Annotated in this window: 22 protein-coding genes and 1 pseudogene; 13 read left to right on the top strand and 10 right to left on the bottom strand. The window is 66.2% G+C overall.

Annotated features, from left to right (window positions below; translation table 11 throughout):
* Positions 1 to 721, bottom strand: a pseudogene (locus tag LRR16_RS12270) (hypothetical protein); the annotation flags it as partial.
* A gap of 453 nt (positions 722 to 1,174) precedes the next feature.
* Here LRR16_RS12270 and LRR16_RS12265 point away from each other — a divergent pair.
* The 5 genes from LRR16_RS12265 to LRR16_RS12245 are packed head-to-tail and all read left to right on the top strand — an operon-like array spanning position 1,175 to position 5,224.
* Positions 1,175 to 1,456 carry a hypothetical protein gene (locus LRR16_RS12265; protein WP_232206054.1) on the top strand — a complete coding sequence of 94 codons (282 nt, stop codon included), beginning with the start codon at positions 1,175 to 1,177 and terminating at the stop codon, positions 1,454 to 1,456.
* Entirely contained in the window at positions 1,449 to 2,231 is a 783-nt protein-coding gene (locus LRR16_RS12260; RefSeq protein WP_006575818.1) for a GntR family transcriptional regulator, read from the top strand. Before LRR16_RS12265 ends, LRR16_RS12260 begins: the two co-directional genes overlap by 8 nt.
* A 52-nt stretch (positions 2,232 to 2,283) precedes the next feature.
* Positions 2,284 to 3,384: a tripartite tricarboxylate transporter substrate binding protein gene (locus LRR16_RS12255; protein WP_064576735.1), complete on the top strand. Its 1,101-nt coding sequence runs from the start codon at positions 2,284 to 2,286 to the stop codon at positions 3,382 to 3,384.
* The gene (locus LRR16_RS12250) at positions 3,381 to 4,688 is read left to right on the top strand and encodes a 3-isopropylmalate dehydratase large subunit (RefSeq protein WP_232206052.1); all 1,308 of its coding nucleotides are present in this window, start codon (positions 3,381 to 3,383) and stop codon (positions 4,686 to 4,688) included. Before LRR16_RS12255 ends, LRR16_RS12250 begins: the two co-directional genes overlap by 4 nt.
* Positions 4,685 to 5,224 carry a 3-isopropylmalate dehydratase small subunit gene (locus LRR16_RS12245; protein WP_006575821.1) on the top strand — a complete coding sequence of 180 codons (540 nt, stop codon included), beginning with the start codon at positions 4,685 to 4,687 and terminating at the stop codon, positions 5,222 to 5,224. Before LRR16_RS12250 ends, LRR16_RS12245 begins: the two co-directional genes overlap by 4 nt.
* A 13-nt stretch (positions 5,225 to 5,237) precedes the next feature.
* On the opposite strand, the gene LRR16_RS12240 is transcribed toward LRR16_RS12245, so the two are convergent.
* A complete protein-coding gene (locus tag LRR16_RS12240) occupies positions 5,238 to 5,930 on the bottom strand; it encodes a phosphoribosyltransferase (RefSeq protein ID WP_006575822.1) in 693 nt (230 codons plus the stop codon).
* Positions 5,931 to 6,273: 343 nt separating this feature from the next.
* Here LRR16_RS12240 and LRR16_RS12235 point away from each other — a divergent pair, with 343 nt between their 5' ends.
* The 3 genes from LRR16_RS12235 to LRR16_RS12225 all read left to right on the top strand — a co-directional run bounded on the left by LRR16_RS12235 (position 6,274) and on the right by LRR16_RS12225 (position 10,602).
* Positions 6,274 to 8,424, top strand: a complete 2,151-nt coding sequence (locus tag LRR16_RS12235; protein WP_370646801.1) for a TonB-dependent siderophore receptor — start codon at positions 6,274 to 6,276, stop codon at positions 8,422 to 8,424.
* A gap of 229 nt (positions 8,425 to 8,653) precedes the next feature.
* Positions 8,654 to 9,922 carry an ATP/GTP-binding protein gene (locus LRR16_RS12230; protein WP_232206048.1) on the top strand — a complete coding sequence of 423 codons (1,269 nt, stop codon included), beginning with the start codon at positions 8,654 to 8,656 and terminating at the stop codon, positions 9,920 to 9,922.
* Positions 9,922 to 10,602, top strand: a complete 681-nt coding sequence (locus LRR16_RS12225) for an RloB family protein (protein WP_232206046.1) — start codon at positions 9,922 to 9,924, stop codon at positions 10,600 to 10,602. Before LRR16_RS12230 ends, LRR16_RS12225 begins: the two co-directional genes overlap by 1 nt.
* A gap of 151 nt (positions 10,603 to 10,753) precedes the next feature.
* On the opposite strand, the gene LRR16_RS12220 is transcribed toward LRR16_RS12225, so the two are convergent.
* Positions 10,754 to 11,833 (bottom strand): type I restriction endonuclease, encoded by a 1,080-nt coding sequence (locus tag LRR16_RS12220; protein ID WP_232206044.1) that lies wholly within the window; start codon positions 11,831 to 11,833, stop codon positions 10,754 to 10,756.
* Positions 11,834 to 12,160: 327 nt separating this feature from the next.
* The gene (locus LRR16_RS12215; protein WP_232206043.1) at positions 12,161 to 12,949 is read right to left on the bottom strand and encodes an alpha/beta fold hydrolase; all 789 of its coding nucleotides are present in this window, start codon (positions 12,947 to 12,949) and stop codon (positions 12,161 to 12,163) included.
* Positions 12,950 to 13,084: 135 nt separating this feature from the next.
* Between LRR16_RS12215 and LRR16_RS12210 the strand changes: the two genes are divergently transcribed.
* Positions 13,085 to 14,002, top strand: coding sequence for a LysR family transcriptional regulator (locus LRR16_RS12210; protein WP_232206036.1), 918 nt, complete (start codon positions 13,085 to 13,087; stop codon positions 14,000 to 14,002).
* Positions 14,003 to 14,033: 31 nt separating this feature from the next.
* Here the strand turns inward: LRR16_RS12210 and LRR16_RS12205 are convergent, their stop codons facing one another.
* Positions 14,034 to 15,005 carry a hypothetical protein gene (locus LRR16_RS12205; protein ID WP_023263355.1) on the bottom strand — a complete coding sequence of 324 codons (972 nt, stop codon included), beginning with the start codon at positions 15,003 to 15,005 and terminating at the stop codon, positions 14,034 to 14,036.
* Between the two features lie 492 nt (positions 15,006 to 15,497).
* Between LRR16_RS12205 and LRR16_RS12200 the strand changes: the two genes are divergently transcribed.
* From LRR16_RS12200 to LRR16_RS12185, 4 genes are read left to right on the top strand one after another with little or no spacing between them, the layout of a single operon-like run.
* Positions 15,498 to 16,838 (top strand): MFS transporter, encoded by a 1,341-nt coding sequence (locus LRR16_RS12200; RefSeq protein WP_232206034.1) that lies wholly within the window; start codon positions 15,498 to 15,500, stop codon positions 16,836 to 16,838.
* A gap of 48 nt (positions 16,839 to 16,886) precedes the next feature.
* Positions 16,887 to 18,323 (top strand): dihydropyrimidinase, encoded by a 1,437-nt coding sequence (gene hydA / locus LRR16_RS12195; protein ID WP_232206033.1) that lies wholly within the window; start codon positions 16,887 to 16,889, stop codon positions 18,321 to 18,323.
* Entirely contained in the window at positions 18,323 to 19,750 is a 1,428-nt protein-coding gene (locus LRR16_RS12190) for an amidase (RefSeq protein ID WP_232206031.1), read from the top strand. The genes hydA and LRR16_RS12190 overlap by 1 nt, the downstream gene beginning before the upstream one ends.
* Before the next feature lie 52 nt (positions 19,751 to 19,802).
* Positions 19,803 to 20,546 (top strand): aspartate/glutamate racemase family protein, encoded by a 744-nt coding sequence (locus LRR16_RS12185; RefSeq protein ID WP_232206029.1) that lies wholly within the window; start codon positions 19,803 to 19,805, stop codon positions 20,544 to 20,546.
* A gap of 63 nt (positions 20,547 to 20,609) precedes the next feature.
* Here LRR16_RS12185 and LRR16_RS12180 read toward each other — a convergent pair whose 3' ends face one another.
* The 5 genes from LRR16_RS12180 to LRR16_RS12160 form a co-directional block, all read right to left on the bottom strand.
* On the bottom strand, positions 20,610 to 21,353 hold the full coding sequence (locus tag LRR16_RS12180; protein ID WP_023263358.1) for a GntR family transcriptional regulator: 744 nt from the start codon (positions 21,351 to 21,353) through the stop codon (positions 20,610 to 20,612).
* Between the two features lie 90 nt (positions 21,354 to 21,443).
* Complete coding sequence (locus LRR16_RS12175) at positions 21,444 to 22,250, bottom strand: IclR family transcriptional regulator (RefSeq protein ID WP_064576833.1); 807 nt, start codon at positions 22,248 to 22,250, stop codon at positions 21,444 to 21,446.
* A gap of 68 nt (positions 22,251 to 22,318) precedes the next feature.
* On the bottom strand, positions 22,319 to 24,421 hold the full coding sequence (locus tag LRR16_RS12170) for an acetate--CoA ligase family protein (RefSeq protein ID WP_232206028.1): 2,103 nt from the start codon (positions 24,419 to 24,421) through the stop codon (positions 22,319 to 22,321).
* 3 nt (positions 24,422 to 24,424) lie between these two features.
* A complete protein-coding gene (locus LRR16_RS12165; RefSeq protein ID WP_232206027.1) occupies positions 24,425 to 25,219 on the bottom strand; it encodes an enoyl-CoA hydratase/isomerase family protein in 795 nt (264 codons plus the stop codon).
* A gap of 67 nt (positions 25,220 to 25,286) precedes the next feature.
* On the bottom strand, positions 25,287 to 26,282 hold the full coding sequence (locus LRR16_RS12160; protein ID WP_232206026.1) for a tripartite tricarboxylate transporter substrate binding protein: 996 nt from the start codon (positions 26,280 to 26,282) through the stop codon (positions 25,287 to 25,289).
* Positions 26,283 to 26,298 lie beyond the last annotated feature (16 nt).

Genomic DNA, 26,298 nt, shown 5'->3' with positions numbered 1-26,298 from the left:
CAAGCGAGCCGCCGGACGCCGCACCGGCGCCGCCGCCATCGCCGCCGCCGGCCAGGCTGCCGCCCGTGCCGTTACCGCCGGCACCGGTACCGTTGGCGCCCCGGGCACCGACGCCGACGCTGGCCGCCAGGGCGCCACCGCCAGTGCCTACGCCGTTCGCGCCACGACCCGCGGTGCCATTGGCGTTACCGCCATAGCCGCCGCGGCCCGCCGTTGCGCTGCCGTTGTTGGCGTCGCCCGCGGTCGCATCGCCAATCGTCGCCAGGCCGCCGGCACCGCCGTTACCGCCGGCGCCACCATTGCCGCTGTTGCCGCCATTGCCGCCGGTTCCGCCCATGGCATTGCCGCCCGTGCCGGCGCCACCCGCGCCGCCGGCGCCGCCGCTCGCATTACCCAGCTGGCGGGCGACGTTGCCGATGTGGCTGACGGTCAGGCCGCTGACCGTGCCGTTCAGCCGCGTCATGGCGACCGCACGGCTCGTGTTGAAGGCATTGGAGAAGTTGGCGGTCGAGGTGGAGCCGTTGTTTGCCGCAGTCGTGCCAAGGCCCTCCGCCCATGCGCGCCCGCGGTTCTCCGAATTGGTCTTGGTCGTGGTGGTGGTGTCGTTGTCGGTGACATTGACATTCACCGCCACGGCATCGTCGGTTGCGGTCTGTGCCAAGGCGTGCCCTGTCACCCCGAGAGTCAGGGCGACGGCGGACGCGAGTAAGGTCTTTTTCATACATAGCTCCCAGGAGGATGTTCTCTGCGACTCAGCCCGGCGCCGCACTCGTCAGACGGAAACGAAGCGGTAGCCGGGTCATGGTCCGGCATTGGCCAAACCGAAGCGCCCTGCGCATATTCAGTGCCAGCACCCCACCGAAGTACGGCATTCCCTTGTAAAACAAGGCCAAAATGGCCCTGTTGCGGTGCAAGATCCCACTTTCGGTGCGACACTGCGAGGGCGAATCCTGTGAACCGGAACAGACATGTCACATCGGTGTGACAGGGCGCAAAAAGCCTCGTCGGCCGGCAATTCCAGCGGCCCGAAAAAAATATGTTTATTGCCGGATAGTTAAGTCCGAATGCCGAAAAAACCGGCTCGCCCCGCTCGCGTTACGAAAATGAAACGAGGAATCGGACAGGGCGTGGGTGGTGTTTTTTTAAGCACGTCCTGCATTGGGGGATGTTTCTGATGAACCGCATCGCGGATCATGGGCGGCCGCGTCAAATGGGGCGCTGCATCCGTCGCTTCCCGCAGCGGAAAATCAAACCGAAAAACGCTCGCGAGATTGCAACGAAAATGTATCGACATTGCGCCGACGTTGCTCCGACAAGGCCGGTCCGCCACGTGGCCCGCAAAAGCGCGATTTCACACGACGGCGCCTATTGCGTTGTCACTATGTTCATGTCTGATTTAAAGTACATTAAACTAATTGCCGACCCGTCGTCGACTCGCAAGGGAAGCCATGAGTGAAGCCGTCGTTCCCCTGTATCACCAGATTTACGTGGTGCTGCGCCAACAGATTGTGGAAGGCCGTTTTGGCCAGGGGCCTCTGCCGGGCGAGATCGACCTGGCCAAGCAATTCCACGCCTCGCGCGTGACCATGCGCCGGGTGTTCGATCGCCTGGTGCAGGAAGGACTGGTGCGCCGCCATCGCGGGCTCGGCACCTTCGTCAATCCGCATCCGATCGCGCCGGCGGCCAGCGCGCCGCAGGCGGTCAGCCTGCTGGACAACCTGCTCGACATGGGGCAGAAGACCTCGGTCAAGGTGATCTCGATCGAGGAGGTGCATGCCACGCCGGACGTCGCCGAGTCGCTGTGCCTGCAGCCCGGCGACCCCGTGACCAAGGTGGTGCGGGTGCGCCATTACCACGGCGAGCCGCTGTCCCATATCACCGTCTACGTGCCGGCCGACCTCGGCCGCCATCTGACCCGCAAGGATCTGGAAACCACGCCGATCCTGCGGCTGCTCGAGAACCGCGGCGGCCTGAAGCTGGGCCGCGCCACCCAGGTCCTGTCGGCCCGGCTGGCCGACGTGGTGGTGGCCCCGCTGCTCGAGGTGCCGGTCGGCGCCGCGTTGCTCGCCACCCGCCGGGTGGTGCAGGACAAGTCCGGCCGTCCGATCCAGCTGCTGCTGGGCCAGTACCGGCCCGACCGCTACGAATACCGGATGGAACTGTCGCCGGCCGGCGGCGACAGCGCCAACGTCTGGGTCGACAACGGGACCCGCACCAGCTTGCGCGACTGACGCAGGCGCGCCATGCTGCGCGCTTCGACGATCAGACAAGGAGACACGCGTCATGCCGCTGCAACGAGCCAGCCGTTCCCTTTCGCCATCGGCCCTCGCCACTGGCGTCGTCAAGACCCGCCGCACCGCGCTCGGCCTGGGCGCGGCGACGCTGCTGGCACTGCTCGCGTCCGGCTTCGCCATCGGCGCGACCAACGGTAACAGCGGACCGTCGGGCACGTCGGGGACAGCGGCCCCGTCCGCCGCCCCCCTCGGCCAGATCGCCGGCGGCAAGCCGATCCGCATCCTGGTCGGCGCGCCCGCCGGCGGCACCACCGATACGCTGGCCCGCACCATCGCCACCGAGATGGGCAAGCTGCTGGACCAGTCCGTCGTGGTCGAGAACCGCCCGGGTGCCGGCGGCAATATCGCCGCCGAACTGGTGGCACAGAGCGCGCCGGACGGCAGCACGCTGTTGATGAGTTTCACCAGCCATACCATCAACGCGACGCTGTACAAGAACCTGCCGTTCGATCCGGTCGCCGATTTCACGCCGATCACGCTGGTCGCCAGCGTGCCGAGCGTGCTGGTCGCCCATCCGTCGGTGCCGGCCAACAATGTCGCCGAGCTGATCCAGCTGGCCAAGTCCCGTCCCGGCAAGCTGAACTTCGGCATCGGCGCGGTCGGCTCGTCGGTGCATCTGGCCGGCGACATGTTCAAGATGATGACCGGCACGTACATCGTCAACATTCCGTACAAGGGGACGACGCCCGCCGTCACCGACCTGCTGTCGGGCCGCGTCGAGCTGATGTTCGCCAGCACGCTGAACGTGCTGCCGCATATCAAGGCCGGCAAGCTGAAGGCGCTCGGCGTCACCAGTCCGGCGCCGCTGCCGCAGCTGCCCGGCGTGCCGCCGATCTCGCAGACCGTCAAGGGCTTCGAGTCCAACGCCTGGTTCGGGCTGTTCGGGCCGGCGGGCCTGCCGCCGGAAGTCACGCGCACCCTGTATCAAGCCGCGCGACGGGGTCTGGAGACGCCCGCGGTGGCCAGGCGCCTGGAAAACGATGGCGCGCAGCCCGTCGCCAACACGCCGGAGGCCTTCAGCGCCTTCGTCAAGCAGGACATCAAGCGCTGGGCCACCGTGGTCCGCTATTCGGGAGCCAAGGTGGAATGAGCCGTGCCGGCGCCGGGTCCATCCCGGCGCAAACCCTCGCGCAGAAGCTGGTCGCCCGCGCCGCGGGCATGGACCACGTGACGCCAGGCACCGTGGTCACCTGCAAGGTCGATCTGGCGATGTCGCACGATTCCAGCGGACCGCGCCGCGTCGCGCCGCTGCTGCGCGAGCTGGGCGCCAAGGTCTGGGACCCCGAACGTTTCGTCGTCGTGACCGACCACTTCGTGCCCGCCGCCAATGCCGAAGCCGAGGCGATCGTCCGCTTCACGCGCGACTGGGTCCGCGAACAGCACCTGCCGCATCTGATCGACAACGAAGGCATCTGCCACGTGGTGCTGCCCGAGCGCGGCTACGTGCTGCCGGGCCAGTTCATCGTCGGCGGCGACAGCCACAGCCCGACCGGTGGCGCGTTCGGCGCCTATATGTTCGGCATCGGCGCCACCGAGATGGCGGGCGTGCTTGCCACCGGCGAGATCTGGCTGCGCGTGCCGCAGACCATCCGCATCGAATGGGACGGCACGCTGGCCGACGGCGTCTGCGCCAAGGACATCATGCTGTTCCTGTGCGCGAGTCTCGGGCTGGGCGGCGGCCGCTACGAGGCCATCGAATATGCCGGCACGGCCGTGACCGCACTGTCGATGCACGAACGGATGACGCTGACCAATATGAGCGCGGAGCTGGGCGGGCAGACGGGCCTCGTCGCACCCGACGCCACCACGCTGCAATGGCTCGAACAGGCCGGCGTGCCCGCGGCCACGCTGGGGCAGATCGACGTGCGGCATTGGCGCAGCGATGCCGATGCGCCGGTGCTGCAGGCCCTTCGCTTCGATGCGACCACGCTGGCCCCGCAGGTCGCCGCGCCCCACTCGCCGGCCAACGGCGCGCCGGTGACCGAGGTCCAGGGCGAAACGATCGACGTCGCCTATCTCGGCGCCTGCACCGGCGCCAAGCTCGACGACCTGCGCATGGCTGCGCGCATCCTGCGCGGACGCAAGGTCGCGCCCGGGGTGTCGCTGCAACTGGCGCCGGCCTCGCTGCGCGATCAGCAGCAGGCCGAGCGCGAAGGCACGCTGGCGGCGCTGCTCGATGCCGGCGCGCAATTGCTGCCCAATGCCTGTAACGCCTGCGCCGGCTACGGTCCCACGCGTTTTGCCGCCGGCACGCGGGCGATTGCCTCGACCGCGCGCAATTTCGCGGGTCGCATGGGCGATGCCGGCAGCGCGGTGTGGCTTGCCTCGCCGATGACCGTGGCGGCATCTGCGGTCACGGGCCGCATCACCGATCCGCGCACGCTGCTGTCATGACCTCGCTCCGCACGAACACGCCCGGCAATACCGCCGCCGACCATCGCACCGCCGGCCGTATCTGGCGCTTCGGCGATAACGTCGATACCGATGCGATGGCGCCCGCCACGCAGATGAAAGGCGGCATCGAGCAGATCGCGCGCCATTGCCTGGCCGGATTGCGCCCCGAATTCCCTGCGACCGTGCGGCCGGGCGACCTCGTCGTCGGCGGACGGCACTTCGGCGTCGGCTCGTCGCGCGAGCAGGCGCCGCAGGCGTTGCGCCATCTGGGTGTTGCCGCGGTGATCGCGCCCTCGTTCGCTGGCCTGTTCTATCGCAATGCGCTGAATCTCGGCCTGCCGGCGCTGGTCTGCACGCATACCGACGGACTGGTCGATGGAGCACGCGCAACGCTGGATCTGGACGGCGCCGCCATCGTGCTGGCCGATGGCAGCCGTGTGCCATGCGAGCCGATCCCGCCGTTCCTGCTCGACATGCTGCGCGCCGGCGGGCTGATTCCGCATCTGAAGCGGCGGCTGGCGCAGCAGCGCGCCTGACGATGCCTCGCCCTCACCCCCTTTCGGCGTTGCGAGCCTCGCGCAGCAACGCCATCACCTCATCGTCGGTGGTCTGCTCGAAATCTGCGTAATACGCGCCCACCGCGCCGAAATCTTCCGGCACCGACAGCGATACGCATTCGTCGGCCGCGTCCCGCAGCGACGCCAACCCTTCGACCGACGCGACCGGCACCGCGGCAATCACGCGAGCCGCCCCGGCGTGGCGCGCGCTCTCCAGCGCGGCGCGCATCGTCGCGCCCGTCGCCACGCCATCGTCGACCATGATCACGACCCGGTCGCGCATCGCCGCCACCGGCGCGCCGCCGCGATAGCGCTGCTGGCGCCGGGCGATCTCCCCTAACTGCCGGCCGCGCTCCAGTTCGAATGCGCCGCTGTCGACTGCGCGGCGCGTCCATGCATCGTCGTTGGCGACGGTATGCGGCGGCGAGCCGGTGGCATCGCCCTCGACCACCGCGCCCAGCGCCAGCTCGGGATAGCCGGGCGCGCCGATCTTGCGCACCAGCAGGATGTCGAGCGTGGCGCCCAACGCGCGGGCCACCTCGAAGGCGACCGGCACGCCGCCGCGTGGCAGCGCCAGCACCAGCGGCGGCTCTCCGTCCCGTTTCGCATGGCCAAGTTCGCTCAGGCGGCGCGCCAGATGGACGCCGGCGTCGCGGCGATCGGCGAAATACGGCGGCAGCGGCATCGCGGCCCTCCTGTCCTGTTGGTGCTCCCCGGGCGGTTCCGGCGTGCGCACGGGTGCATTAACCCTGTGGCGCGGTCACCCTTTTATGTCCGGCTCGACACATGCCGTTACAATGCGAAGGTTAACAAGAACGATTCGCATTTATCGTTCGTCCACTGGGCCTTCGACCCGCACGGACCGACGTCACGGTCCGCGCTGCCGCACCGCGGCGGCATTGCGCGGGCGTTCTGAAAAAATATAGACGGATCCGACCATGCCACAGCGCGCAACCCAACGCCGTGGCCGCCACCGCGGCCATGCCCTTCGCCTGACGACTCTCGCCCTGGGCCTGCAAGCCGCCGGCATGGTATGGGCCCAGCAGTCCGCGCCTGCCGACGCTTCGGCGCCGGCTGCCGCTCCCGCCGTTCCTGCCTCCGCCACCGCTGGTGCCACCGCCGGTGCCACAGCAGCCGCCGAACTGCCGGCGGTCACCGTGCGCGCCACCAGCGACAACGAAACCGCCACCGGCCCGGTCTTCGGCTTCGTCGCCAAGCGCAGCGCCACCGCGACCAAGACCGACACCCCCGTCATGGAAACGCCGCAGTCGATCACCGTGATCACGCGCGACCGCATCGAGGCGCAGGGCGCGCAATCGGTGCAGCAGGCGATCGGCTATACCGCGGGCGTCCACGCCGGCCTGTACGGCAACGACAATCGCGGCGACTGGGGACGCTTCCGCGGCACCGATTTCACGCAATACCAGGACGGGCTGCTCAATGCGGTCGGCTTCTACAACAATGTCCGCCCCGACGTGTACGCGCTGGAGCGGATCGACGTCCTGCGCGGCCCATCGTCGATGCTGTTCGGCCAGGGCGCGGTTGGCGGCATCCTGAACCTCGTCAGCAAGCGCCCGCAAGCGGAAGCCGCCCGCGAGATCGGCGTGCAGTTCGGCAACAACAACCGCAAGCAGGTCCAGGCCGACCTGACCGGGCCGCTCGATGCGGACGGCAAATGGCTGTATCGGCTGGTTGCGCTGGCGCGCGACAGCGACACGCATGTCGACTTCGCCCAGGACAATCGCTACCTGATCGCGCCGTCGCTGACGTATCGGCCGAACAGCGATACGTCGTTCACGCTGCTGGCGAATTTCCAGCGCGATGACAGCAATACGACCGCGGGGTTCTTCCCCTGGCAGGGCATGCTGTATCCGAATCCCGGCGGCCTGAAGATCCGCGACAGCTTCTTCGTCAGCGAGCCCGGCTTCGATCGCTTCAAGGCCGAACAGGCGGCCATTGGTTATCAGTTCGAGCACAAGGCGAACGAGGTCTTCACGTTCCGCCAGAACCTGCGGTATTCGTACAGCACGGTGGATTACCGCAGCATCTACGCGCGTTTCAACGATCGCGAGGGCCCGTGGGTGGCAGGCAGTGACCGGCTGTTGAAACGCACTGTCTATTGGGACAACCCGCGGCTCCGATCCTTCCTGGTCGACACCCAGGCCCAGGCAAACTTCCGCACCGGCAGCGTGGGCCACACCCTGCTGACCGGCATGGACTACCAGCACGCGGATATCGACGGAAGCCGGGGCGCGGGCGGCAGCGCGGCGCCGATCGACATCGTCAATCCGGTCTACGGCAATTACGTCGCACCAACGCTGAACCCCGTCAATCCCACCAAGCAGATCCAGACTGGCATCTATATGCAGGACCAGATGTCGTGGAACCAGTGGCTGCTGATGGCCGGCCTGCGCTATGACTGGTCGCGCGCCTCGCAAGTGAACACGCCGGCCGGCTCGCGCGACGACAATGAGCTGACCAAGCGTTTCGGCCTGATGTACCAGACCGACTTCGGCCTGAATCCGTACATCAGCTATTCGGAGTCCTTCCAGGGTGTGCCTGGCAACAACCGCGCAGGTCCGCTGAAGCCGCTGCGCGGCAAGCAATGGGAAGCGGGTATCAAATACCAGCCGCCCGGCAAGAACGCGATGGTCACGATGGCCGTGTTCGACATGCGCGAGAAGAACCGCCGCGCATCCGGCATCGTCAACGGCATGCCCGACACCGTGCAGATCGGCGAGGCACGCACCCGCGGCTTCGAGATCGAAGCCCTCGCGTCGCTGCGCAATCGGGTCGACCTGATCGCCAACTACACCTACCTCGACACCCGCATCCTCGCCGGCAATCCCGTCGAAGTCGGCAAGCGCATCGCCAGCATTCCGAAGCATATGGCTTCGCTGTGGGGCACCTACAAGTTCAACCTGTTCGACAAGCCCGGCTTCTCGGCCGGCGCCGGCGTGCGGTACTTCAGCGCCAGCTATGACGGCACCGACCGCAACAAGGTGGGCAGCGCCACGCTCGTCGATGCCGTGCTGGCCTACGACCACGGCCCGGTCCGCGTCGCGCTGAACGTCAACAACCTGTTCGACAGGGAATACCTGACGACCTGCCTTGCCCGCGGCGACTGCTACTTCGGCGCACGGCGGACGGTGGTGGGGAGCGTTACCTACCGCTTCTGATCAGAGCTGGGGAAGAATATCGACACTGGGCTAATGGACGAAGCCTGATTGCGCCGCCTTTGGGCGGCGTTTTTTTTGGTCCCTCGCGGTGGCATGAAGCTCGGCCACCCCCTTGATGAGCCTAAAGCGTCATGTTATTGAATTCGCATGTCCTACTCACTAATATCTTGACTTCTTGCGTTTGTAGCGCAAAATTCGGCTTTATTTTTATGCCGACTTGGTGGGCGATATGCTTGTCGAATTCCGCGTCAAGAACTTCCGGAGCCTGCGGGACGAACAGGTCCTCACCCTCGTCGCTTCGAAGGACAGCTCCCTTGCCGACACCAATACGGTCGAAACGGACCTGAAGGCTGCCCCCCGCCTGTTGAGCAGCGCCGTAGTCTATGGCGCCAACGCGAGCGGCAAATCCAATCTGATCAAGGCGTTGCAATACATGCGCGGCGTGGTCGTCGAATCCGCGACGGTCGTACAACCGGGGCAGACATACGCCGTCCAACCGTTCCGCCTCGACGCCGTTTCGGCGGAAGAGCCGACCGAGTTCGAGGTGACCGTCATCCTGGCCGGCGTGCGGCACCAGTACGGCTTCGCCATGACGCAGCACCGCATCGTCAGCGAATATCTTCTCGTCTACAAAGCGTTCAAGCCGCAGCGCTGGTTCGAACGGCACTACGATGCGCATTCGGGCAAGGACGTCTACGAGTTCGGCACCGGGCTCAAGGGCTCGAAGGCGCTGTGGGAAAACGCCACGCGACCCAATGCGCTTTTCCTGTCGATGGCCGCTCAGCTCAACAGCGAGGCACTGCGTCCGCTGTTCGACTGGTTTGCCAGCAGTCTCGTCGTCTTCAACGAGCAGGCGCGGCTCAACCCGCAGGTATCGATCGAGATGCTGAAGCAGCCCGGAGGACGCAAGCGGATCTGCGATTTCCTGACTTCCGCTGACATCAGCATTGCGGACATCGAAGTCGTGACGCGCAAAGTGCCAGGGCAGACTCTGCATTTCGATGTCGCCGCCGGAAAATCCGAGCTGCGCTCCGAGGAAGTTGAAGAGCATCAGTTGCGGTTTTCCCATAGCACCGATCACGGCACAGCCGTGTTCGATCTGATGGACGAATCGAACGGGACACGCAACCTGTTGTTCCTCGCTGGGCCTGTGCTGGATATCCTCGAGAAGGGCCAGACACTGGTGATCGATGAACTCGACACCAGTCTTCATACGCTTCTGGTGCGCGAACTGGTCAGGCTGTTCCATCGCCCCGACGTCAATACCGGTCACGCGCAGTTGATATTTACGACCCACGATACGTCGCTGCTCGATGCGCCGGATCTCCTCCGGCGCGACCAGATTTGGCTCGTCGAGAAAGACAACGAACAAGCGACGAACCTGATCGCGCTCGCGGAATTCAGCCCTCGCAAGAATGAAGCGCTGGAGCGGGGATATCTGATGGGCCGATATGGCGGCATCCCGTTCGTACGCAGCGATCTCGGAAGACGTCACTGATGGCTCGCGATTATTGTCCCAAGGTCCGTCAGCGAGACCAGTTGGCGCGCAGGATTAGCCAGCGCGCCAGTTACGACCGCATCCTGATTGTGTCCGAAGGCGCGAAAACCGAGCCGAACTACTTCTGCGAAATCCGGGCCGCCTATCGTTTGCACACCACCAATGTGGAAGTCCGCCACTGTGAGACCGGGACATCGCCAATCCAGGTGGTGCAGTACGCCGAATCGCTATTCCGAAACGGCGACCGCCACAAGCGCATCCAGCCCCGTGCATTCGAACAGGTCTACGCGGTGTTCGACAGGGACGATCACGACAGCTACTTCGATGCCTTGCGATACGCTGCCGAATTGGATGGCCAGCTGAAAAACGATACCAGACAAAGCGTCGCCTTCCACGCGGTCGCTTCTGTACCGAATTTCGAGCTCTGGCTACTGCTGCACTACGCGCAGGTCCACGCGCCCGTGCATCGCGACGAGGTGATTCAGCGATTGAAGCAACATGTCCCGCAGTACAGGAAAGGCATGCGGAACGCATTTGCAATCACCAGACCGAATCTCGACGCCGCGAGACAGCGAGCAATGGAACTGAGCCGGCGGTTCACTGCGGAGATGGCGCCGGAACCGTACACGGGCGTGGGGGAATTGGTGACACGGCTGACCACCTTGAGAGTCACGTCTTGATGGTCGAGCGGCGGCCGGGCCGGAATCCCACTTCTTTACTTTGAACGACCGACGTGTCAACTTGAAACCAGGTCGCGCCTCCGCATCACCGATCTTGAGGGAGGACATTGCTTGCCTAGTGGCAACGCAATGAGACCTCCTCCATTTACTACTATGCCGTCGCAACGGGGATATAAGATGCAACGGTCGCCTTCAATCTGTCTCCGAGATCGAAGATGTCGTCAAGGCTCCCCAGCGGGATGCGTTCTTCCTCTTTGTTCTCGTCGAACAACCCGATGTACAACCGGTTTTCATTGTTGAAACGCAAGCGGCAAATTGGCTTACGGTTGTTGTCATCGAAGAGGATGGCACAGTAGCTTGCGGCATCGCGTATCGCCACCATGTCGGGCTTGACGACGGGCCGAAGAATCGCCTTGACGATCTGATACGCCTCCATTTCCATTGCGGAGGGCGTCGGTACGCTCGGACCTTCCTCTTGTGATTCGCCCATTGCGACTTCCGGCGAAAGCGAAGGCTCAGGCGACATGGCACCTTTGAGACGCTCGTTGATTTTGTCGCCAACGAGCTGCTGGAACGCATGTTTTGTGATCATCGTAAATTGATCCTTCACAGCGTTCCTGAACTGCTTGCCTGCGAGAAATTCGGACGATACCAGCCGGACGAAGTCCTCCGGCGGATTAACCATCCACTCGTTCAAGGTGTTCTTGATTGCGCGGGTGTACTTCAAATGGTTAGCGGTCGTCAGAATGTTGTCGACGTCAAACGCGGTCTTCGCAAACTTCTTCAACTCCTCCACATCCTGGTCCCGAAAATCCAGAATGTTGAACTCGAAGAAGGGCTTGTCATCCATCTTGTTTGGCTTCTCCAGATCCGTGAAGAACCGATAGACCAAACCATTCGTCAGCACGCCGAACCGAGCCTCCGTCACGTGGAAGTAGCGAAATAGCTGGCTAGCATGGTTGATATGCAGATCGCCACCGCACTTCTTGCACTCGAAGAGCATGATCGGCTTTCCATCCTTCAGGATGGCGTAGTCAACCTTCTCCCCTTTCTTGGTACCAACGTCGGCGACGAGTTCCGGTGTGACCTCTAGAGGATCGAAGACGTTATAGCCGAGCATATGGATGAACGGCATCACCATCGCGTTCTTCGTTGCTTCTTCAGTCTGAAGCATATCCTTGGCAGCCGCGACCCTGGCGGCGAGCGATCGAACCTCGTCGATAAAGTCCAACTTGTTCCCCTTATTTTATGAGTTGAAATAGCGGACCCGCCCGCTGGTACTGTAGGATCCGGATACTCTCCAATTGAGCAAGTCATGATCCAATATTCCGGCACAAAAAAGCGTAAATCTCCTGATCCCTTCGCTTCAAGTATTTCGCCGAAATAGCAATACCGGATCGTATAGTATCGGGGCTCGTAGAGGGTTCAAGACCCCACCGATGGGGGATAGCGTCTCATTGCAACCGATGCCGTCGTATGCACGTACACCAGGGGAGCGGTTCAATTGCTGCGCAAACGCGTAGTCATCGGGAAACCAAGCCGCGTGGTAGCGGCCGCATCAGCGCAGGAAGCCACGAACCTCCGCCAGGAACGCCTCGCGCAATTCGACATTGGACATATGCACCGCCGGCAGCAACACCAGCTTCGCGCCCGGAATCGCGGCCGCGATCTCTTCGCTGTGCTCGGCCCGGGTCACTGTATCGAACTTGCCGCCGAGCACCAGCGTCGGTCGTGAAATCAGCGTGATGGTGCGTCGCAGGTCCATGTCACGCACCGCGGCGAGCGCGCCGGCGATGCCGTGGGGTTTGGTCTCGAGCAGGACCTTGCGAAACGGCTCGAGCGCAGGGTCGTTCTTCTCGCGCATCTCGGCGGGAAACCAGTTCGCTAGAAACGCGTCGGCCGTCTCGTTCGGCGTCGCGGTCAGGATCGTTTGAATGCGCGGCTCCCAATCCGCGGCCGGGCCGAGGTAGGCGGCGGAATGCGCGAGCACCAGGTGGTCGATTCGCTCGGGGGCATGGATGCCTAGCCATTGCGCGACCATGCCGCCCAGCGATAGGCCGAGGAAGTGGACGCGTTCGAGCGCCAGCGCATCCATCAGTTCGAGCGCGTCGCGCCCGAGCCGGTCCAGCGAATAGGCGCCGGCCGGTACGTCGGAGGCGCCGTGGCCGCGCATGTCGTAGCGAAGCACGCGGAAACGCTGCAGCAATTGCGGCATCACGCCGTCCCACATCGACATATCGGTCGCGATCGAATTGGACAGCATCAGCACAGAGCGGCCCGCCTCGCCTTCGAGGCGGTAGGCAATCCGTTGGGCATCGCTGGTGGTGAAGGTCGATATCGCGGACATCTGGGTTCTCCTGAAAGTTTTGAGGAAGGCCCGTCGCCGATCGGCGTCCCCAGGCCAGCACGGAAGCCATCGTAGTCGCGCAGCGAATCTGAGAAAATTACAAAGTTCTCACACTCTCTGTCAGGAAACCGAACAATGCCCCGCTTCACGTTGCAAGACCTGCAGTGCTTCGACGCCGTCGTCCGCGAAGGAGGCTTCCAGGCAGCCGCTGCGGTCTTGCATCGAACCCATCCTGCGGTATTCGCGGCTGTGGCAAGGCTCGAGCGGCAGCTCGGATTGGCCTTGCTCGATCGCAGCGGGTACCGGGTCACCCCGACCGAGGCGGGGCGTGCCTTTCATCGGCACGCACAGTCGCTGCTGCGCGAGCTGCATGCGCTGCAGCTTCATGCCGAGCAATTGGCGATGGGAGAGGAAAGCGAACTGCGTGTGGTGATCGGCGACCTGTGTCCGCCGTCACAGACGCTGGGGCTGCTGAGCCCGTTCTTCGCGCAACATCCGGCAACGCGGCTGGACTTGCATGTCGAAGCGGTGACCGGACCGTGGGAGCGCCTGTTCGACGGCGAAGCCGATCTGATCGTGCATCGGATCGACAAGAGCGACACGCGGGTCGAATGGCTGGACCTGTGCAGGATCGAGTTGATTCCCGTTGTGGCGCCCGGTTTCCTGCCATTCCCGATCTCGCGCGCGATCCGCCCGGAGCAATTGCGCGCGCTGACGCAATGCGTGATCCGCGACAGCGCCCGCCGTCCGCTGGCTCAGGAGCATTTCGTCGTCGCAGGCGCGCCGCAGTGTACGGTGCCCGATCCGATGATGAAGAAGGAGATCATCGTGCAGGGCATGGCGTGGGGCCATCTGCCCCGCTTCCTGATCGAACGGGAATTGGCCGAAGGAAGGCTGTTGTCGATCGCTGGCCGCTATCTGCCGGGGCGCATCGAGGAGCTGGTTGCCGCCCGCCGGCGCGACAGGCCGCATGGGCCCGTCGCGAACCGGCTGTGGGAGCATCTGGGCAAGGCGGCGCCGCGATTTCGCGCGGCGCTGCGCCGCAGCCGTTGAATGGCCGCCAGGCGCGTAACGCGCAAGCCGACTACTGGGCCGCCGGCGCCGACACCGTCGTGGCCGCGCTCTTCGCGGGCTCGACGGGCATCGGCTCGTACTTGGCGAAGTTCGGATCCTGCTCGGTCGCCTCGGCAATCGACACGATCTTGCGGTCGAAGATATTGACCCCGGTGAAGACGATCACGTCGCCGAGCCGAGGGGTGAACGCAATGTAGTCAGGCTCGTCGACAACGACGGTGCCCTTGACCTTCAGCGGTTCCTTGACGAAGGCATATTGCCCACTGACGTAGGTCCACTTCGTCGCGTCGCGCAGCGTCTTGCCGGCGATATCGCGCAGCATCACGTCGATGCTTCGCTTCAGCGACTGGTCGAGCGCGGCGCGGAGCGACTTCGCATTATCGGCAAACCAGCCGCTCTCACCCGCGAATGGCTTGGCTTCCGCGCTGGCGGAGATATAGCGCGTGCTCCAGAGCTGCTTGCCCGACGCGTCCTTCAGCGCGGTTCGGACCACGACATACGGCCGAACGTCCTTGTCGTTGATGTAACTGAGCACGCCGAACGGGGTCAGCGTCAGTTGCGAGGCGCCAGCGGCGGCCGGGCCGTAAGTCAGCGTGGCGGCGCCGTCGGCTGCAAGTCCTTCCTTGAGCAGCTTCTCGGTGACCGCGACCATATCGTGGTCGGCGATCGCCTTGTCATCGCCGAGCAGCGACTTCGCGCGCTCCGCATTGATCGCGCTGCCGACCAGCACGCCGAGCGGGCCAAACAGCATGGCCGCGCCGGAGCCGGTCTGATGGCCGCTGACCAGCAGGCGGGTATTCGGCACGGCATAGACACCGGTCGGCATTTCCGACCACGTCGACGGCATCTCCTTGCTGATATCCACCGCCACTTGCTTCTGTTCCTTGGGAAAGGGCTCGGAATTGTTGAAGGTGGCACAGCCGGCCAGCGTGGCGATACATAGCGCGACCGGAATGACCCTGTAGATGGCTGCCTTGAGCATGTTGTTTGTTTCGGTATAGGCGTTCGATAGCGTCGGAACCGCCGACGATCCACACACCGGTGCGGATCATTCGGATATCGGCACGGGGGCGAAGTTGTTGAGCCTCGCGATCGCCGCCGTGTGACGGCAGCACTGCGTCCCACAACCGGGCGCCCTCCTCGTTTTCCCTAGCCGGCAGACCGTACTCGGCGGCTCCCCCGCCCGCGCACTGCACCGCGGCCAGGCTGCGCTCCTTCCCGCAAGCCCTTGTCGCCATTGGCCGGCAAGCCCGTGCCGAGGCACGGAATCGGTGCACCGCACCAATATCCGGCATGCATACCCACCACTTTCGATAAACAATCTTCGTCTTGATTGTATGGCGGTTATTGGACTACTGTACGGGACAGTGAGACGCCATGCGAGGGCCGTGCCGACGGCACGGATGCGGCAGTCCCACCCACTACGCCAACATGCCAACCGCCGACAGGCGGCCCCTCCGGAGGAGAACGCATCATGCAAGCAGTCAGTGTCGACGCAGCCGCGCGTACCGCGCAGGACCGTCCCCAATCGGTCGCGCGGGTCGCCGGTGCCAGCGTGGCGGGGACCACGCTGGAGTTCTACGACCACTTCATCTATGGATCGGCCGCCGCGCTGGTCTTTCCGAAGCTGTTCTTCCCGCAGAGCGATCCGCTGACGGCGACGCTGCTGTCCTTCGCCAGCTACGGCGTCGCGTTTGTCGCGCGGCCGTTGGGCGCGGCAATCTTCGGCCACTTCGGCGACAAGTTCGGCCGCAAGTCGGTGCTGATTGTCACGCTGCTGATGATGGGTCTGGCGACCTTCGGCATCGGGCTGCTGCCGACCTACGGCAGCGTCGGCATGCTGGCGCCGTTGCTGCTCGTGCTGCTGCGCGTGATCCAGGGTCTTGCACTGGGCGGGGAGTGGGGCGGTGCGGCAATCATGGTCAACGAACTCGATCCCGAAGGCCGGCGCCGCGGACTGCTGGGCAGCCTGGTGCAGCTGGCAGCGCCGATCGGGCTGCTGCTCGCCAACGGTGTCTTCGCGCTGGTGACGTGGATGGTGTCGGAGGAAGCGTTCCTGAGCTGGGGATGGCGTGTGCCCTTCCTGCTCAGCGCACTGCTGGTCGGTGTCGGCATGTACATCCGCGCCAATGTGCGCGAGTCGGCGGTGTTCGAGAAGGCCGAGGCCCAGCATGCCGAAGCGCGCGCGCCGATCGCCGAGGTGCTGCGCCACTACAAGAAGCAACTGCTGATCGCCTTCGGCGCGCGTCTGGGCGGCGATATCGCCTTCTACGTCTTCACGCTGTTCCTGCTGTACTACGTGCCGACCAAGCTCGGGCTGCCCAAGAGCATCGCGCTCAATGCCGTGTTGCTCGGGGCCGTCGCGCAGATCCTGTTCATCCCCGTGGCCGGCGTGCTGGCCGACCGCATCGGCCGCCGCCCGGTGCTGATGATCGGGGGCATCGGCGGCGCGCTGTGGGCGTTCGCCTTCTTCGCGCTGGTGCATACGCTGAGCCCGGCGCTGATCATGCTGGCTTCGTTCATCGGCATGGTGCTGGTGTCCTTCATGTTCTCGCCGCTCGCTTCCTTCCTGCCGGAGCTGTTCGCCACGCAGGTGCGAGTCACCGGCGCCTCGCTGGGCTTCCAGTTCGCCGGCGTGTTCGGCGGCGCGCTGGCCCCGTTGATCGCGGTCGGCCTGCTGGACCGCTTCGGCAGCAGCACGCCGGTCGCCATCTACCTGGCCGCGGTCTGCGTGCTGATTGCGGTCGCCGCCGGCGTCGCACGCGAAACGGCACGGGCGCGCCTGTCCGACCTCGGCAATGAGGCCGCGCGCTGAACGCGCGGGGACGGCCCGGACCAGAACAACAACCGTCATGAGATTCCTGTGAAACAGTTCGACCTTCTGATCCGCAACGGCACGGTGGTGACCGCCAGCGACACCGTCCAATGCGACATCGCGATCTCCGGCGGCCGCATCGTGCAACTCGGCCACGACCTGGGCAGTGCCCGCGACGAGATCGATGCAAGCGGCAAGCTGGTACTGCCCGGCGGTGTCGATGCGCATTGCCATCTCGACCAGCCGATGCCCGATGGCCTGAAGATGGCGGACGACTTCGAGTCGGGCACGATCTCGGCCGCATGCGGCGGCACCACCACCGTCATTCCGTTCGCCGCCCAGGAAAAAGGCCAGTCGCTGCGCGCGGCCGTGACCGACTACCATCGCCGTGCCGAAGGACGCGCCGTGGTGGACTACGCCTTCCACCTGATCGTGTCCGACCCGACCGAGACGGTTCTGCGCGAGGAGCTGCCCGGCCTGATCCGCAAGGGCTACACGTCGTTCAAGGTCTACATGACCTACGACGACCTGAAGCTTTGCGACCGCGAGATCCTCGAGGTATTGACGGTGGCACGCCAGGAAGGCGCACTCGTGATGATCCACGCCGAGAACTCCGATTGCATCGCCTGGCTGACCGACCGGCTGGAGGCCGAGCAGAAGACCGCGCCACGCTTTCATGCGATCGCGCGGCCGATGGCGATCGAGCGCGAGGCCACGCACCGCGCCATCACCTTCTCGGAGCTGGTCGACGTGCCGATCCTGATCGTCCATGTATCCGGGCGCGAAGCGGTCGAGCAGATCCGCTGGAGCCGAGCGCGCGGCATGAAGATCTTCGCCGAGACGTGTCCGCAGTACCTGTTCCTGACCGCCTCGGATCTCGATCAGCCCGGCTACCACGGCGCCAAATGCGTCTGCAGCCCGCCCCCGCGCGACCGCGCCAACCAGGAGGTGATCTGGGACGGCCTGGCCGATGGCCTGTTCACGATCTTCTCGTCGGATCATGCGCCGTTCCGCTACGACGATCCGCAGGGCAAGCAGCCGGGCGGCGAGCAGGTGCCGTTCCGCTATATTCCGAATGGCATCCCCGGGCTCGAGACGCGGCTGCCGCTGCTGTTCTCCGAGGGTGTCGGAGGCGGACGCATTTCGCTGAACCAGTTCGTCGCGTTGACCTCGACCAACGCCGCCAAGCTCTATGGACTGCATCCGCGCAAGGGCACGATCGCGATCGGCGCGGACGCCGATCTGGCGATCTGGGATCCGGCGCGCGAGGTCGTCATCCGCAACGCCGACCTGCACCACGCGGTCGACTACACGCCGTACGAGGGCACGCGCGTCAAGGGTTGGCCCGTCACGACGCTGGTGCGCGGCAAGGTGGTCGCGCACGAAGGCAGGCTGACGGCGACGGCGGGGCACGGCGAGTTCCTGACCTGCGCGCTGCCGGAGATGGCAAAGCCGCGCTATCGCACTTCGGGAGGAAGCCTTTGATGCCCCATCCGAATCGCACCGAGCACGAAACGCGCTGCGACAACGCACCGCCCTATCCGAACGCCGCCGCCATCGCCGCCCAGGTCAACGCCGGCGAACTCGATCCCGGCGCCGTGGTGTCGGCATTTCAAGCACGGATCGACGCGCGCAATGGTGAGCTCAATGCGGTGTTCGAGGAGCGCCGCGACCTGGTCGACGCCGACGTCGCGCAACTGTGCGAGCGCCTGGCCGCGGGCGAACGGCCGCCGCTTGCCGGCGTGCCGGTGATCGTCAAGGACGTCGTGTGGGTGCGCGGGCGCCGCGTGACGCAGGGTTCCTTGCTGTACCGCGACTTCGTCGCGCCGGCTGATGCCATTGCGGTAGAACGGCTGCGCGCGGCGGGCGCCATCGTCCTTGGCATGGGCAACACCTCGGAGTTCGCCTGCAAGGGCCTGACCACCAACAAGGTCTATGGCCTGACGCGGCATCCGCAAGACACCGCGCTGACGGCCGGCGGCTCGTCGGGCGGCTGCGCGGTGGCGGTGGCCGCCGGCGTGGCGCCGCTGGCGCTGGGCACGGACGGCGGTGGCTCCAGCCGACGGCCACCGGCCCATGCGGGAGTGGTCGGCTTCAAGCCGTCCTTCGGCGCCATTCCCGATGCCGCGGGCTTCCCGCACGCGTTTCCCGGCATCCAGGTGATGGCGCCGATCGCGCGCACCGTCGACGATGCCGCGCTGATGTTCCGCGTGCTGTGCGGGCCCGATCCGCGCGACCCGGATTCGGCCGGCTTTCGGTGTGCCCCTGCCGGACCGCTGGATGGGCTTCGCATCGCCGTCAGTCCCCGCCTGGGTCTCGACACGCCGGTGGACGACGACGTGGCCGAGGCCTTCGAGGCGGCAGTGGCAAGACTGCGTGCTGCCGGCGTGCCGGGCCTTCGCGTGGCGCGGCAGGATCCGGTCTGGCCCGACGGGGCCGGCGAAGCGGCATTGATGCCGCTGCAGCATGTCGGCCTGGCCAATCTCCATGGCGACGCGTGGCGACGCGATCCGGATCGCTTCGATCCCGACATCGCGCGGCAGATCGAGCGCGGCTTCACCTGGAGCGGCGCCGAGGTTGCGCGCGCACGCGAAGCCAGCCGCCGCATCGGCCTGGCGCTGGCGGCATTCTTCACCGAACACGACTTGCTGCTGTGTCCGACCACGCCTTGCGTGGCATGGCCCAACGACCGCCTTGGTCCCGAGCGGATCGGCGGCGTCGCGGTCGAGCCGCGGGCGCATGCCGTCTTCACGCCGTTCTTCAATCACGCCCAGGCACCCGCGATTTCGGTGCCGTGCGGCACGGGACGCGACGGCCTGCCGGTCGGACTGCAGATTGCCGGTCCGCGCGGCGCCGACTGGCGCGTGCTGGCAGCGGCGCGGCTGATCGAACAATTGTTGGCGGCCGGCTGACACGGCCGCCGGGACCGAGCCTGACGAACCCGCGATTCCATCCCAAGACACCATGCGCATCCTTGTCCTGAACCCCAATACCAGCGAAGGCATCACGGCACGACTGATGGCCGCGGGCACCGACGCCGCCGCCCCCGGTACCGAACTGGTGCCGTTGACCGCCCCGCGCGGCGTGCCCTATATCGCCACCCGTGCCGAGGCGCAGATCGGCGGCGCCATCGCGCTGGAGATGCTCGCCGAACACCATGTGAACGTCGATGCCGCGATCATCGCGGCGTTTGGCGACCCGGGCCTGCTTGGCGCGCGCGAACTGTTCGACCTGCCGGTCGTCGGCATGGCGGAGGCCGCGATGCTGAGCGCCTGCATGCTCGGGCGGCGCTTTGCCATCGTCACCTTCGCCCGCGCGCTGGGCCCGTGGTACGAGGAGTGCGTCGACATGCATGGGCTGCGCGGCCGGCTGGCCGGCATCCGGATGCTCGACGACGCCTTCGCGTCGGTATCGGATGTGCAGGACGAGAAGGAAGCGTTGCTCGTGGCGCTGGCCAATCGCGCGGTCACCGAGGACGAGGCCGATGTGGTGATCCTCGCCGGCGCGCCGCTGGCCGGGCTGGCGGCGCGGGTGCGCGACCGCATCCCGGTGCCCGTGGTCGATCAGATGGCGGCCGCCGTCAAGCAGGCCGAGGGACTGGTTGCATTGAACACGCGCAAGGCGACCGCCGGTACGTTCCGCCGTCCCGATGCCAAGCCCACGTTGAGGCTCCCCGATGCGCTGGCGGCCCGCATCGAGCATCGCTAGACGTTAGCCGTCGGGGCGTTCGGTCGTAGGGTCGTTGGTCCGCGGAACGCGGCCGCGGCCGCGTCAGACGGAGGCGAAGACCGCCTCCAGATCGACCTCCTCGTCGGCCGGCGCGTCCAGATGCAGCGTGCTTTCGACATGCGCCAGATGCTCGGTCATCAGCGTCGCCGCACGTTCGCCGTCTCCCGCTTCCAGCGCATCGAGAATGTCGTCGTGCTCGTGATGTGGGCACGACGGGACGCCCGGCGCATCGTACAGCGCGATGATCAGGCAGGTCAGCGAGCACAGCTCGCGCAGATATTTCGCCAGGTACTGGTTCTCGGACAGGTCGGCGAGCCGCGCATGGAATTCGCCGGACAGGCGGATGATGGTGCGGCGGTCATTCTTGCGCCGCGCCTGCGCCTCCTCGCGCGTGATCGCGCGCAGCGGCCGCAGGCGCTCCCGCGTCATGCCGGCCGCGAGGTCGCGCGCCAGTTCCGGCTCGATCAGCCGCCGCGCATGCAGGACCTGGCGGGCCTCCTGCACGCTGGGGCTGGAGACGAAGGTGCCGCGATTCGGATACACCGTCACCACGCCCTCGTGGGCGAGCTTGGTGAAGGCCAGCCTCACCTTGGTCCGGCTGACGCCGAACACGCTGGCCAGTTTCTCCTCGACCAGCTTGGTCCCCGGCGGCAGGCGGTGCTCCCAGATCGCGACCAGGACACGCTCGGCGATCTCGTCCACCTGGATGCCGGACACGGTCTTGCCGTCGTCCAGCGGTTCGGCAGGGCTGTCGGTGTCGAGGCGCGCGGCTTTCGCTCGAGGCATGGTCAATCCGGATGCGGGCTGTGGAGCGACTATTGTACGGCGGCGGCGCGACGAGTGTATATCGGCAGCGCAAACAATCCGCCCGCCCTCTCACCACTGCACGCCGCGCATTCCCTGTTCGATCGCCGCCGCCAGCGACATCAGCGGCCCCGCGAGTGCTGACTGCGCAGCCGCCATGTCCTGCTGCCCGGAAACGCTGACGTTCAGCACATGGACCGCGTAGCCGTCAAACCGCATCGGCGTGGCCAGGGCCACCACCTGGGGCTGCCACGAGGCCGCGCAGTAGCCGTGCCGATGCACCGAGTCCACCGCCGCCTCGATCTCCTTGCGCAGCTCGCGCCAGCCGCGGCCGCCGCCTTTGCTCGCGAACGACGCCATCATCCGGGCGAAATCGTCGGGGCCCAGCGTCGACAGATGGGCGCGGCCCAGCGATGTCAGCGCCATCGGAATGCGCTGGCCCGTCACGACGGTACGCAGCGATTGCCTGCGGTTGTAGCGGAACGATTCGAGGTAGACCATCTCGTCGCCATCGGCGACGGCCAGGCCGACATTGATGCGGTGGCGCATCGCGACGTCCACCATCATCGGCGTGGCCACCTTGAGAACCTGGGAGCTGTCCCGCATCGCATGCGCCATGCTGAGCACCGGCACGCCAAGGCGATACGCACGGGCCTGCGGGATGTAGTCGAGCATGCCGGTCTCGACCAGCGTCTGGGTCAGCCGGCTGACGGTCGAGCGCGACAGCCCGGTGCGCTCGGCGATCTCGCTGTTGCCGAGCATCGACGAACCGGCGCGGAACGCGCGCAGGATCGCCACGCCCCGCTCCAGGGACCGGTTCGGCGTCGCCTTGCCCTGACCGGGCAGGGTGCGCGCGAGCTGGGGGCGGCTGTTCGGCATGATCAACGTCGGGGCATCGCAGAGGCTGCCAATGATAGCGGCCGCCGCGTGATCCATGCCGATGCCACTCAGCGGTTGTCGCCGTCGGCCAGTACCGCCACGCCGTCCGCCGCGACCACGCCCCGCCCTTGCGGCAGCACGAACAGTGGATTGATCTCGGCCTCCACCAGCCTGTCGCCCAGCGTGGCCACCATGCGCGAGAACGCCACGATGGCATCGGCCAGCGCATCGAGGTCGGCGGTCGGCCGGCCACGAAAGCCCTGCAGCAACGGGGCGGTTTTGAGGCGCTGCACCATCTGCAACGCAGCGGCGCGCGTCAGTCCACCGTTGCTGGGCAGCAGCCGCAACGTGGTGTCGCTGAACAGCTCCGCCGTCACGCCGCCCATGCCGAGCAGGATGGCCGTGCCCAGCGCATCGCGGTGCATGCCGACAATGACTTCGACCCCATCCCTGACCATTTCCTGCACCAGAAAGCGCTTCGGCGCGCTGCCGGTCGCGCCGCGGACATCGGCGGCCATGCGTTCGAGCCGGGCGGCGATGTCCTCGGGCGGAACATTGACCGCGACCCCGCCGATATCGCTCTTGTGCGTGACCTCGGCGGACAGCATCTTCAGCACGACGTTGCCGCCGAAGGACTGCGCCGCGGCGGCCGCCTCGTCGCCATTGCGGACCACGACCTCGCGAGCGACCGGCACGCCAAAGGCGGCGAACAGCGCCTTTGCGGCCGCTTCGTCGAGCGAACCCGTGCCGAAGCGATCCAGTTGCGGTGCCGGCGGCGCCGGGGTACCGGCGTCCTCGTCGGCTGGGAGCCGTGCCGCGCGCAGCATCGCATCGAACGCAACGGTACAGCCCTCCGGGTCGGCAAAGGCCGGCACGCCGTTGCGGTTCAGCAGCGCAAGCGCCTGCGGCGCATGCGGACTGACGTAGGCGACCACCGGCTTGTCGGTCTCGGCCAGGCAATCGCCGATCGCATTGGCCATCAGGTCCGGCATGGCCACGCCCGACGAACCGACGATGACGGTCACCGCGTCGTAACCCTTGCTGTCGAGCAGCGTGCGAATCGCCGCGCGCAGCAGATCGGGCTGCAGCCCCGCCAGCGTGACATCGATCGGATTGCGATCGAGCGCGGCATGGTCGCCCTTCTGCAACGCGCGCAGCTTCGGCGCGGTGTCCTCGTCCGGCGGCGGCGTGTCGAATCCGGCCAGGCCGAGGCTGTCGGATACCAGCGTTCCCGCGCCGCCGGTCGAAGTCAGGATCGCGATGCGCTTGCCCTCGAGCTTGCGGCCTGTGGCCAGTGCCGCGGGGATGTCCAGCAGGTCGGAGAACGACTGCGCGCGAATCACGCCCAGCTGCTCGAACAGTGCGTCGTACATGCGGTCCGCGCCGGCGAGCGCACCGGTATGCGACACCGCGGCGCGCGCGCCGCTCTCCGATCGGCCGATCTTGAAGGCGACCACTGGCTTGCCGGCACGGGCGCACTTCAGCGCGGCGCGGCGAAACGCCTCGGGATTGCGCGCGCTTTCGATGTAGAGCGCCACCACGCGCGTCGCATCGTCGTCAGCCAGGTAGTCCATGAAGTCGGCCAGGTCCAGGTCCACCTCGTTGCTGGTGGAGATCAGCTTGGAAAGACCGATGCCCCGTGCCGCCGCGCGCGACAGCAACGCGCCAAGGATGCCGCCGCTTTGCGATACCACGCCGATATTGCCGGCGGGAAACGCGTCCATTTCCAGCGCGCCGCTGGCCGACAGCGGGATGTTGTCGGTCAGATTGACCAGGCCAATCGTGTTGGGGCCAAGCAGGCGCATGCTGCCGGCCGCCTCGATCAGCTGCGCCTGGCGCCGCGCGCCTTCGGCACCGGTCTCGGTATAGCCGCTCGCCAGCACGATGGCGGCGCCCGCTCCCTTGTCGGCCAGTTCGCGCACCGCCAGATGCGCTCGCTCGGCGCCGAGCAGCACGATGCCGACGTCCGGCACCTCCGGCAGCGACGCGATATCGGGATAGCAGCGCAAGCCGTCGATCGATTCGACCTTCGGGTTGACCGGATAGATCGCGCCGCCGAAGCCGTGCTTGCGCAGGTAGGACACCGGACGGCCGGCCGTCTTGGCGGGATCGGCCGATGCACCGATCACCGCGACGCTGCGCGGACTGACGAGTCGTTGGATGGCATTCATGAATCAGCCCTTGCTGGCAGTCTTGTTCAGGAAGGCCAGCACGGCTTCGCGATGCTCGGTGCTGGTGTAGCAGATGCCCTGCGCCTGGCTGCCCTGCGCAAAGATCTGGTCGGCCGGCAGTTCGAACGACTGGTTGATGATGCTCTTGCCCAGCGCGATCGCGGTGGCCGAGCCCTGGCTGAGTTCCTTCGCCCAGGCCAGCGCGTCGGCGATCAGCGTCTCCGGTTGGCTCAGGCGGTCGGCGATACCCAGCGCCTTCGCCTCCTGCGCATCGACCTTGCGGCCGGTGAACACCAGTTCCTTCGCCTTCGACAACCCCACGCGGCGCGGCAGGAAATACATGCCGCCGCCGTCCGGAATCAGTCCGCGGTTGATATAGGACCAGGAGAACGACGCGGCCTCGGAGGCCAGCACGAAGTCGCAGCACAGCGCGGTATCGGCGCCGAGGCCGGCCGCGGCGCCGTTGACCGCGGCAATCGTCGGCTTCGGCATCGTGTGCAGCAGCTTGACGGTGTGGTGCACGCGCTGCTGGCGGCTCCAGCCGTTGAAGGCCACTTCGCCTTGCGGCGCTTCCATGCGGCGCTGCATGCCGGCGACGTCGCCGCCGGCGCAGAAGCCCTTGCCATTGCCGGTGAGCACCAGCGCCCGGATCGTCTTGTCGGCCGCCACGCGTTCGAGGGCGTCGATGAACTCGGCGCGCATGTCGTCGCTCATCGCGTTGCGCTTGTCCGGGCGGTTGAAGGTGATCAGCGCGATGCCCGACTCCACCCGCAGCTCGATAAGGGAATATGGGTCCATGATCCTGTTCTCGTTGTCTCGTTGTCTCGTTGTCTCGTTGTCTCGTTGTCTCGTTGTCCGGCCGCGCTCAGTCGACCGTGATGTTGGCTTGCTTGACGACCTTGCTCCAGCGCTGGCTTTCGCCCTTGACGTAGCGGCCGAACTCTTCCGGCGTGCCGCCGCCGATGTTCAAGCCCTCCTGCTCGGCCCGCTTGCGGAACGACTCCGTCTGCACCGCCTTCTTCGCCGCCTCGTTCAACCGTGCAATCACCGCCGGCGGCGTACCGGCGGGGGCCAACAGCCCATACCAGCTATCGGCGGCGTAGTTCGGCACGCCGCTCTCGGCAATCGTCGGCACCTTGCTGAGGCCCGGGGCCTGCGAGCGCTGCGCCGTCGTCACCGCGACCGCGCGCAGCTTGCCGCTCTCCAGGTGCGGCGCCACCGCGGCCGCCGTGGCAAACATCATGTCGACCTGGCCGCCGAGCAGATCGGTGATCGCCGGGCCGGCACCGCGATAGGGGATATGGATCAGGTCGACCTTCGCCATGCTCTTGAACAGCTCGCCGGCCAGGTGGGCAGAGGTTCCCGCGCCCTGCGACGCATAGTTGAGCTTGCCGGGCTTCGCTCGCGCGGCGGCGATCAGGTCCTGCACCGTCTTGATCGGGCTGTCCGGCTTGACCACCAGCACATTGGGCGAGCGGCCCACCAGCATCACCGGCGTGAATGCCTTGTCGGTGTCGAACGGCAGCTTGCGGTGCAGGCTCGGATTGACGGCATGGGCAATGGTGGCCATCACCAGCGTGTAGCCATCGGGCGCGCTCTTGGCGACCGCCTCGGTGCCGATGATGGTGCCGCCGCCGGGCTTGTTGTCGATGATCACCGGCTGGCCAAGGTCCTCGCTCATCGTGACGCCCATGGCACGCGCGATCAGGTCGGTGCCGCCGCCGGGCGCAAACGGCACCACCATGCGGATCGGCTTGTCGGGGTAAGCCGCCAACGACGGCCCGGCGGCGGCCATCGTCAACGAGATGGCGGCGGCCGCCATGGCAAGACGTCGGAAGAATCCAGTGCGGGTGCAATGCATGTCTGTCTCCTGTAGA

Origin of the sequence: Cupriavidus sp. UGS-1, from assembly GCF_021213615.1 — a bacterium.
Taxonomy (GTDB): domain Bacteria; phylum Pseudomonadota; class Gammaproteobacteria; order Burkholderiales; family Burkholderiaceae; genus Cupriavidus.
Note: the sequence above shows the minus strand (reverse complement) of the source record. Positions and strands in the feature narration are given on the sequence as shown.

Coding starts and splice junctions, on each gene's coding strand:
- LRR16_RS12265 (WP_232206054.1), top strand. CDS start 1,175: ATGAACCGCATCGCGGATCATGGGCGGCCGCGTCAAATGGGGCGCTGC.
- LRR16_RS12260 (WP_006575818.1), top strand. CDS start 1,449: ATGAGTGAAGCCGTCGTTCCCCTGTATCACCAGATTTACGTGGTGCTG.
- LRR16_RS12255 (WP_064576735.1), top strand. CDS start 2,284: ATGCCGCTGCAACGAGCCAGCCGTTCCCTTTCGCCATCGGCCCTCGCC.
- LRR16_RS12250 (WP_232206052.1), top strand. CDS start 3,381: ATGAGCCGTGCCGGCGCCGGGTCCATCCCGGCGCAAACCCTCGCGCAG.
- LRR16_RS12245 (WP_006575821.1), top strand. CDS start 4,685: ATGACCTCGCTCCGCACGAACACGCCCGGCAATACCGCCGCCGACCAT.
- LRR16_RS12240 (WP_006575822.1), bottom strand. CDS start 5,930: ATGCCGCTGCCGCCGTATTTCGCCGATCGCCGCGACGCCGGCGTCCAT.
- LRR16_RS12235 (WP_370646801.1), top strand. CDS start 6,274: ATGGTATGGGCCCAGCAGTCCGCGCCTGCCGACGCTTCGGCGCCGGCT.
- LRR16_RS12230 (WP_232206048.1), top strand. CDS start 8,654: ATGCTTGTCGAATTCCGCGTCAAGAACTTCCGGAGCCTGCGGGACGAA.
- LRR16_RS12225 (WP_232206046.1), top strand. CDS start 9,922: ATGGCTCGCGATTATTGTCCCAAGGTCCGTCAGCGAGACCAGTTGGCG.
- LRR16_RS12215 (WP_232206043.1), bottom strand. CDS start 12,949: ATGTCCGCGATATCGACCTTCACCACCAGCGATGCCCAACGGATTGCC.
- LRR16_RS12210 (WP_232206036.1), top strand. CDS start 13,085: ATGCCCCGCTTCACGTTGCAAGACCTGCAGTGCTTCGACGCCGTCGTC.
- LRR16_RS12205 (WP_023263355.1), bottom strand. CDS start 15,005: ATGCTCAAGGCAGCCATCTACAGGGTCATTCCGGTCGCGCTATGTATC.
- LRR16_RS12200 (WP_232206034.1), top strand. CDS start 15,498: ATGCAAGCAGTCAGTGTCGACGCAGCCGCGCGTACCGCGCAGGACCGT.
- LRR16_RS12190 (WP_232206031.1), top strand. CDS start 18,323: ATGCCCCATCCGAATCGCACCGAGCACGAAACGCGCTGCGACAACGCA.
- LRR16_RS12185 (WP_232206029.1), top strand. CDS start 19,803: ATGCGCATCCTTGTCCTGAACCCCAATACCAGCGAAGGCATCACGGCA.
- LRR16_RS12180 (WP_023263358.1), bottom strand. CDS start 21,353: ATGCCTCGAGCGAAAGCCGCGCGCCTCGACACCGACAGCCCTGCCGAA.
- LRR16_RS12175 (WP_064576833.1), bottom strand. CDS start 22,250: ATGCCGAACAGCCGCCCCCAGCTCGCGCGCACCCTGCCCGGTCAGGGC.
- LRR16_RS12170 (WP_232206028.1), bottom strand. CDS start 24,421: ATGAATGCCATCCAACGACTCGTCAGTCCGCGCAGCGTCGCGGTGATC.
- LRR16_RS12165 (WP_232206027.1), bottom strand. CDS start 25,219: ATGGACCCATATTCCCTTATCGAGCTGCGGGTGGAGTCGGGCATCGCG.
- LRR16_RS12160 (WP_232206026.1), bottom strand. CDS start 26,282: ATGCATTGCACCCGCACTGGATTCTTCCGACGTCTTGCCATGGCGGCC.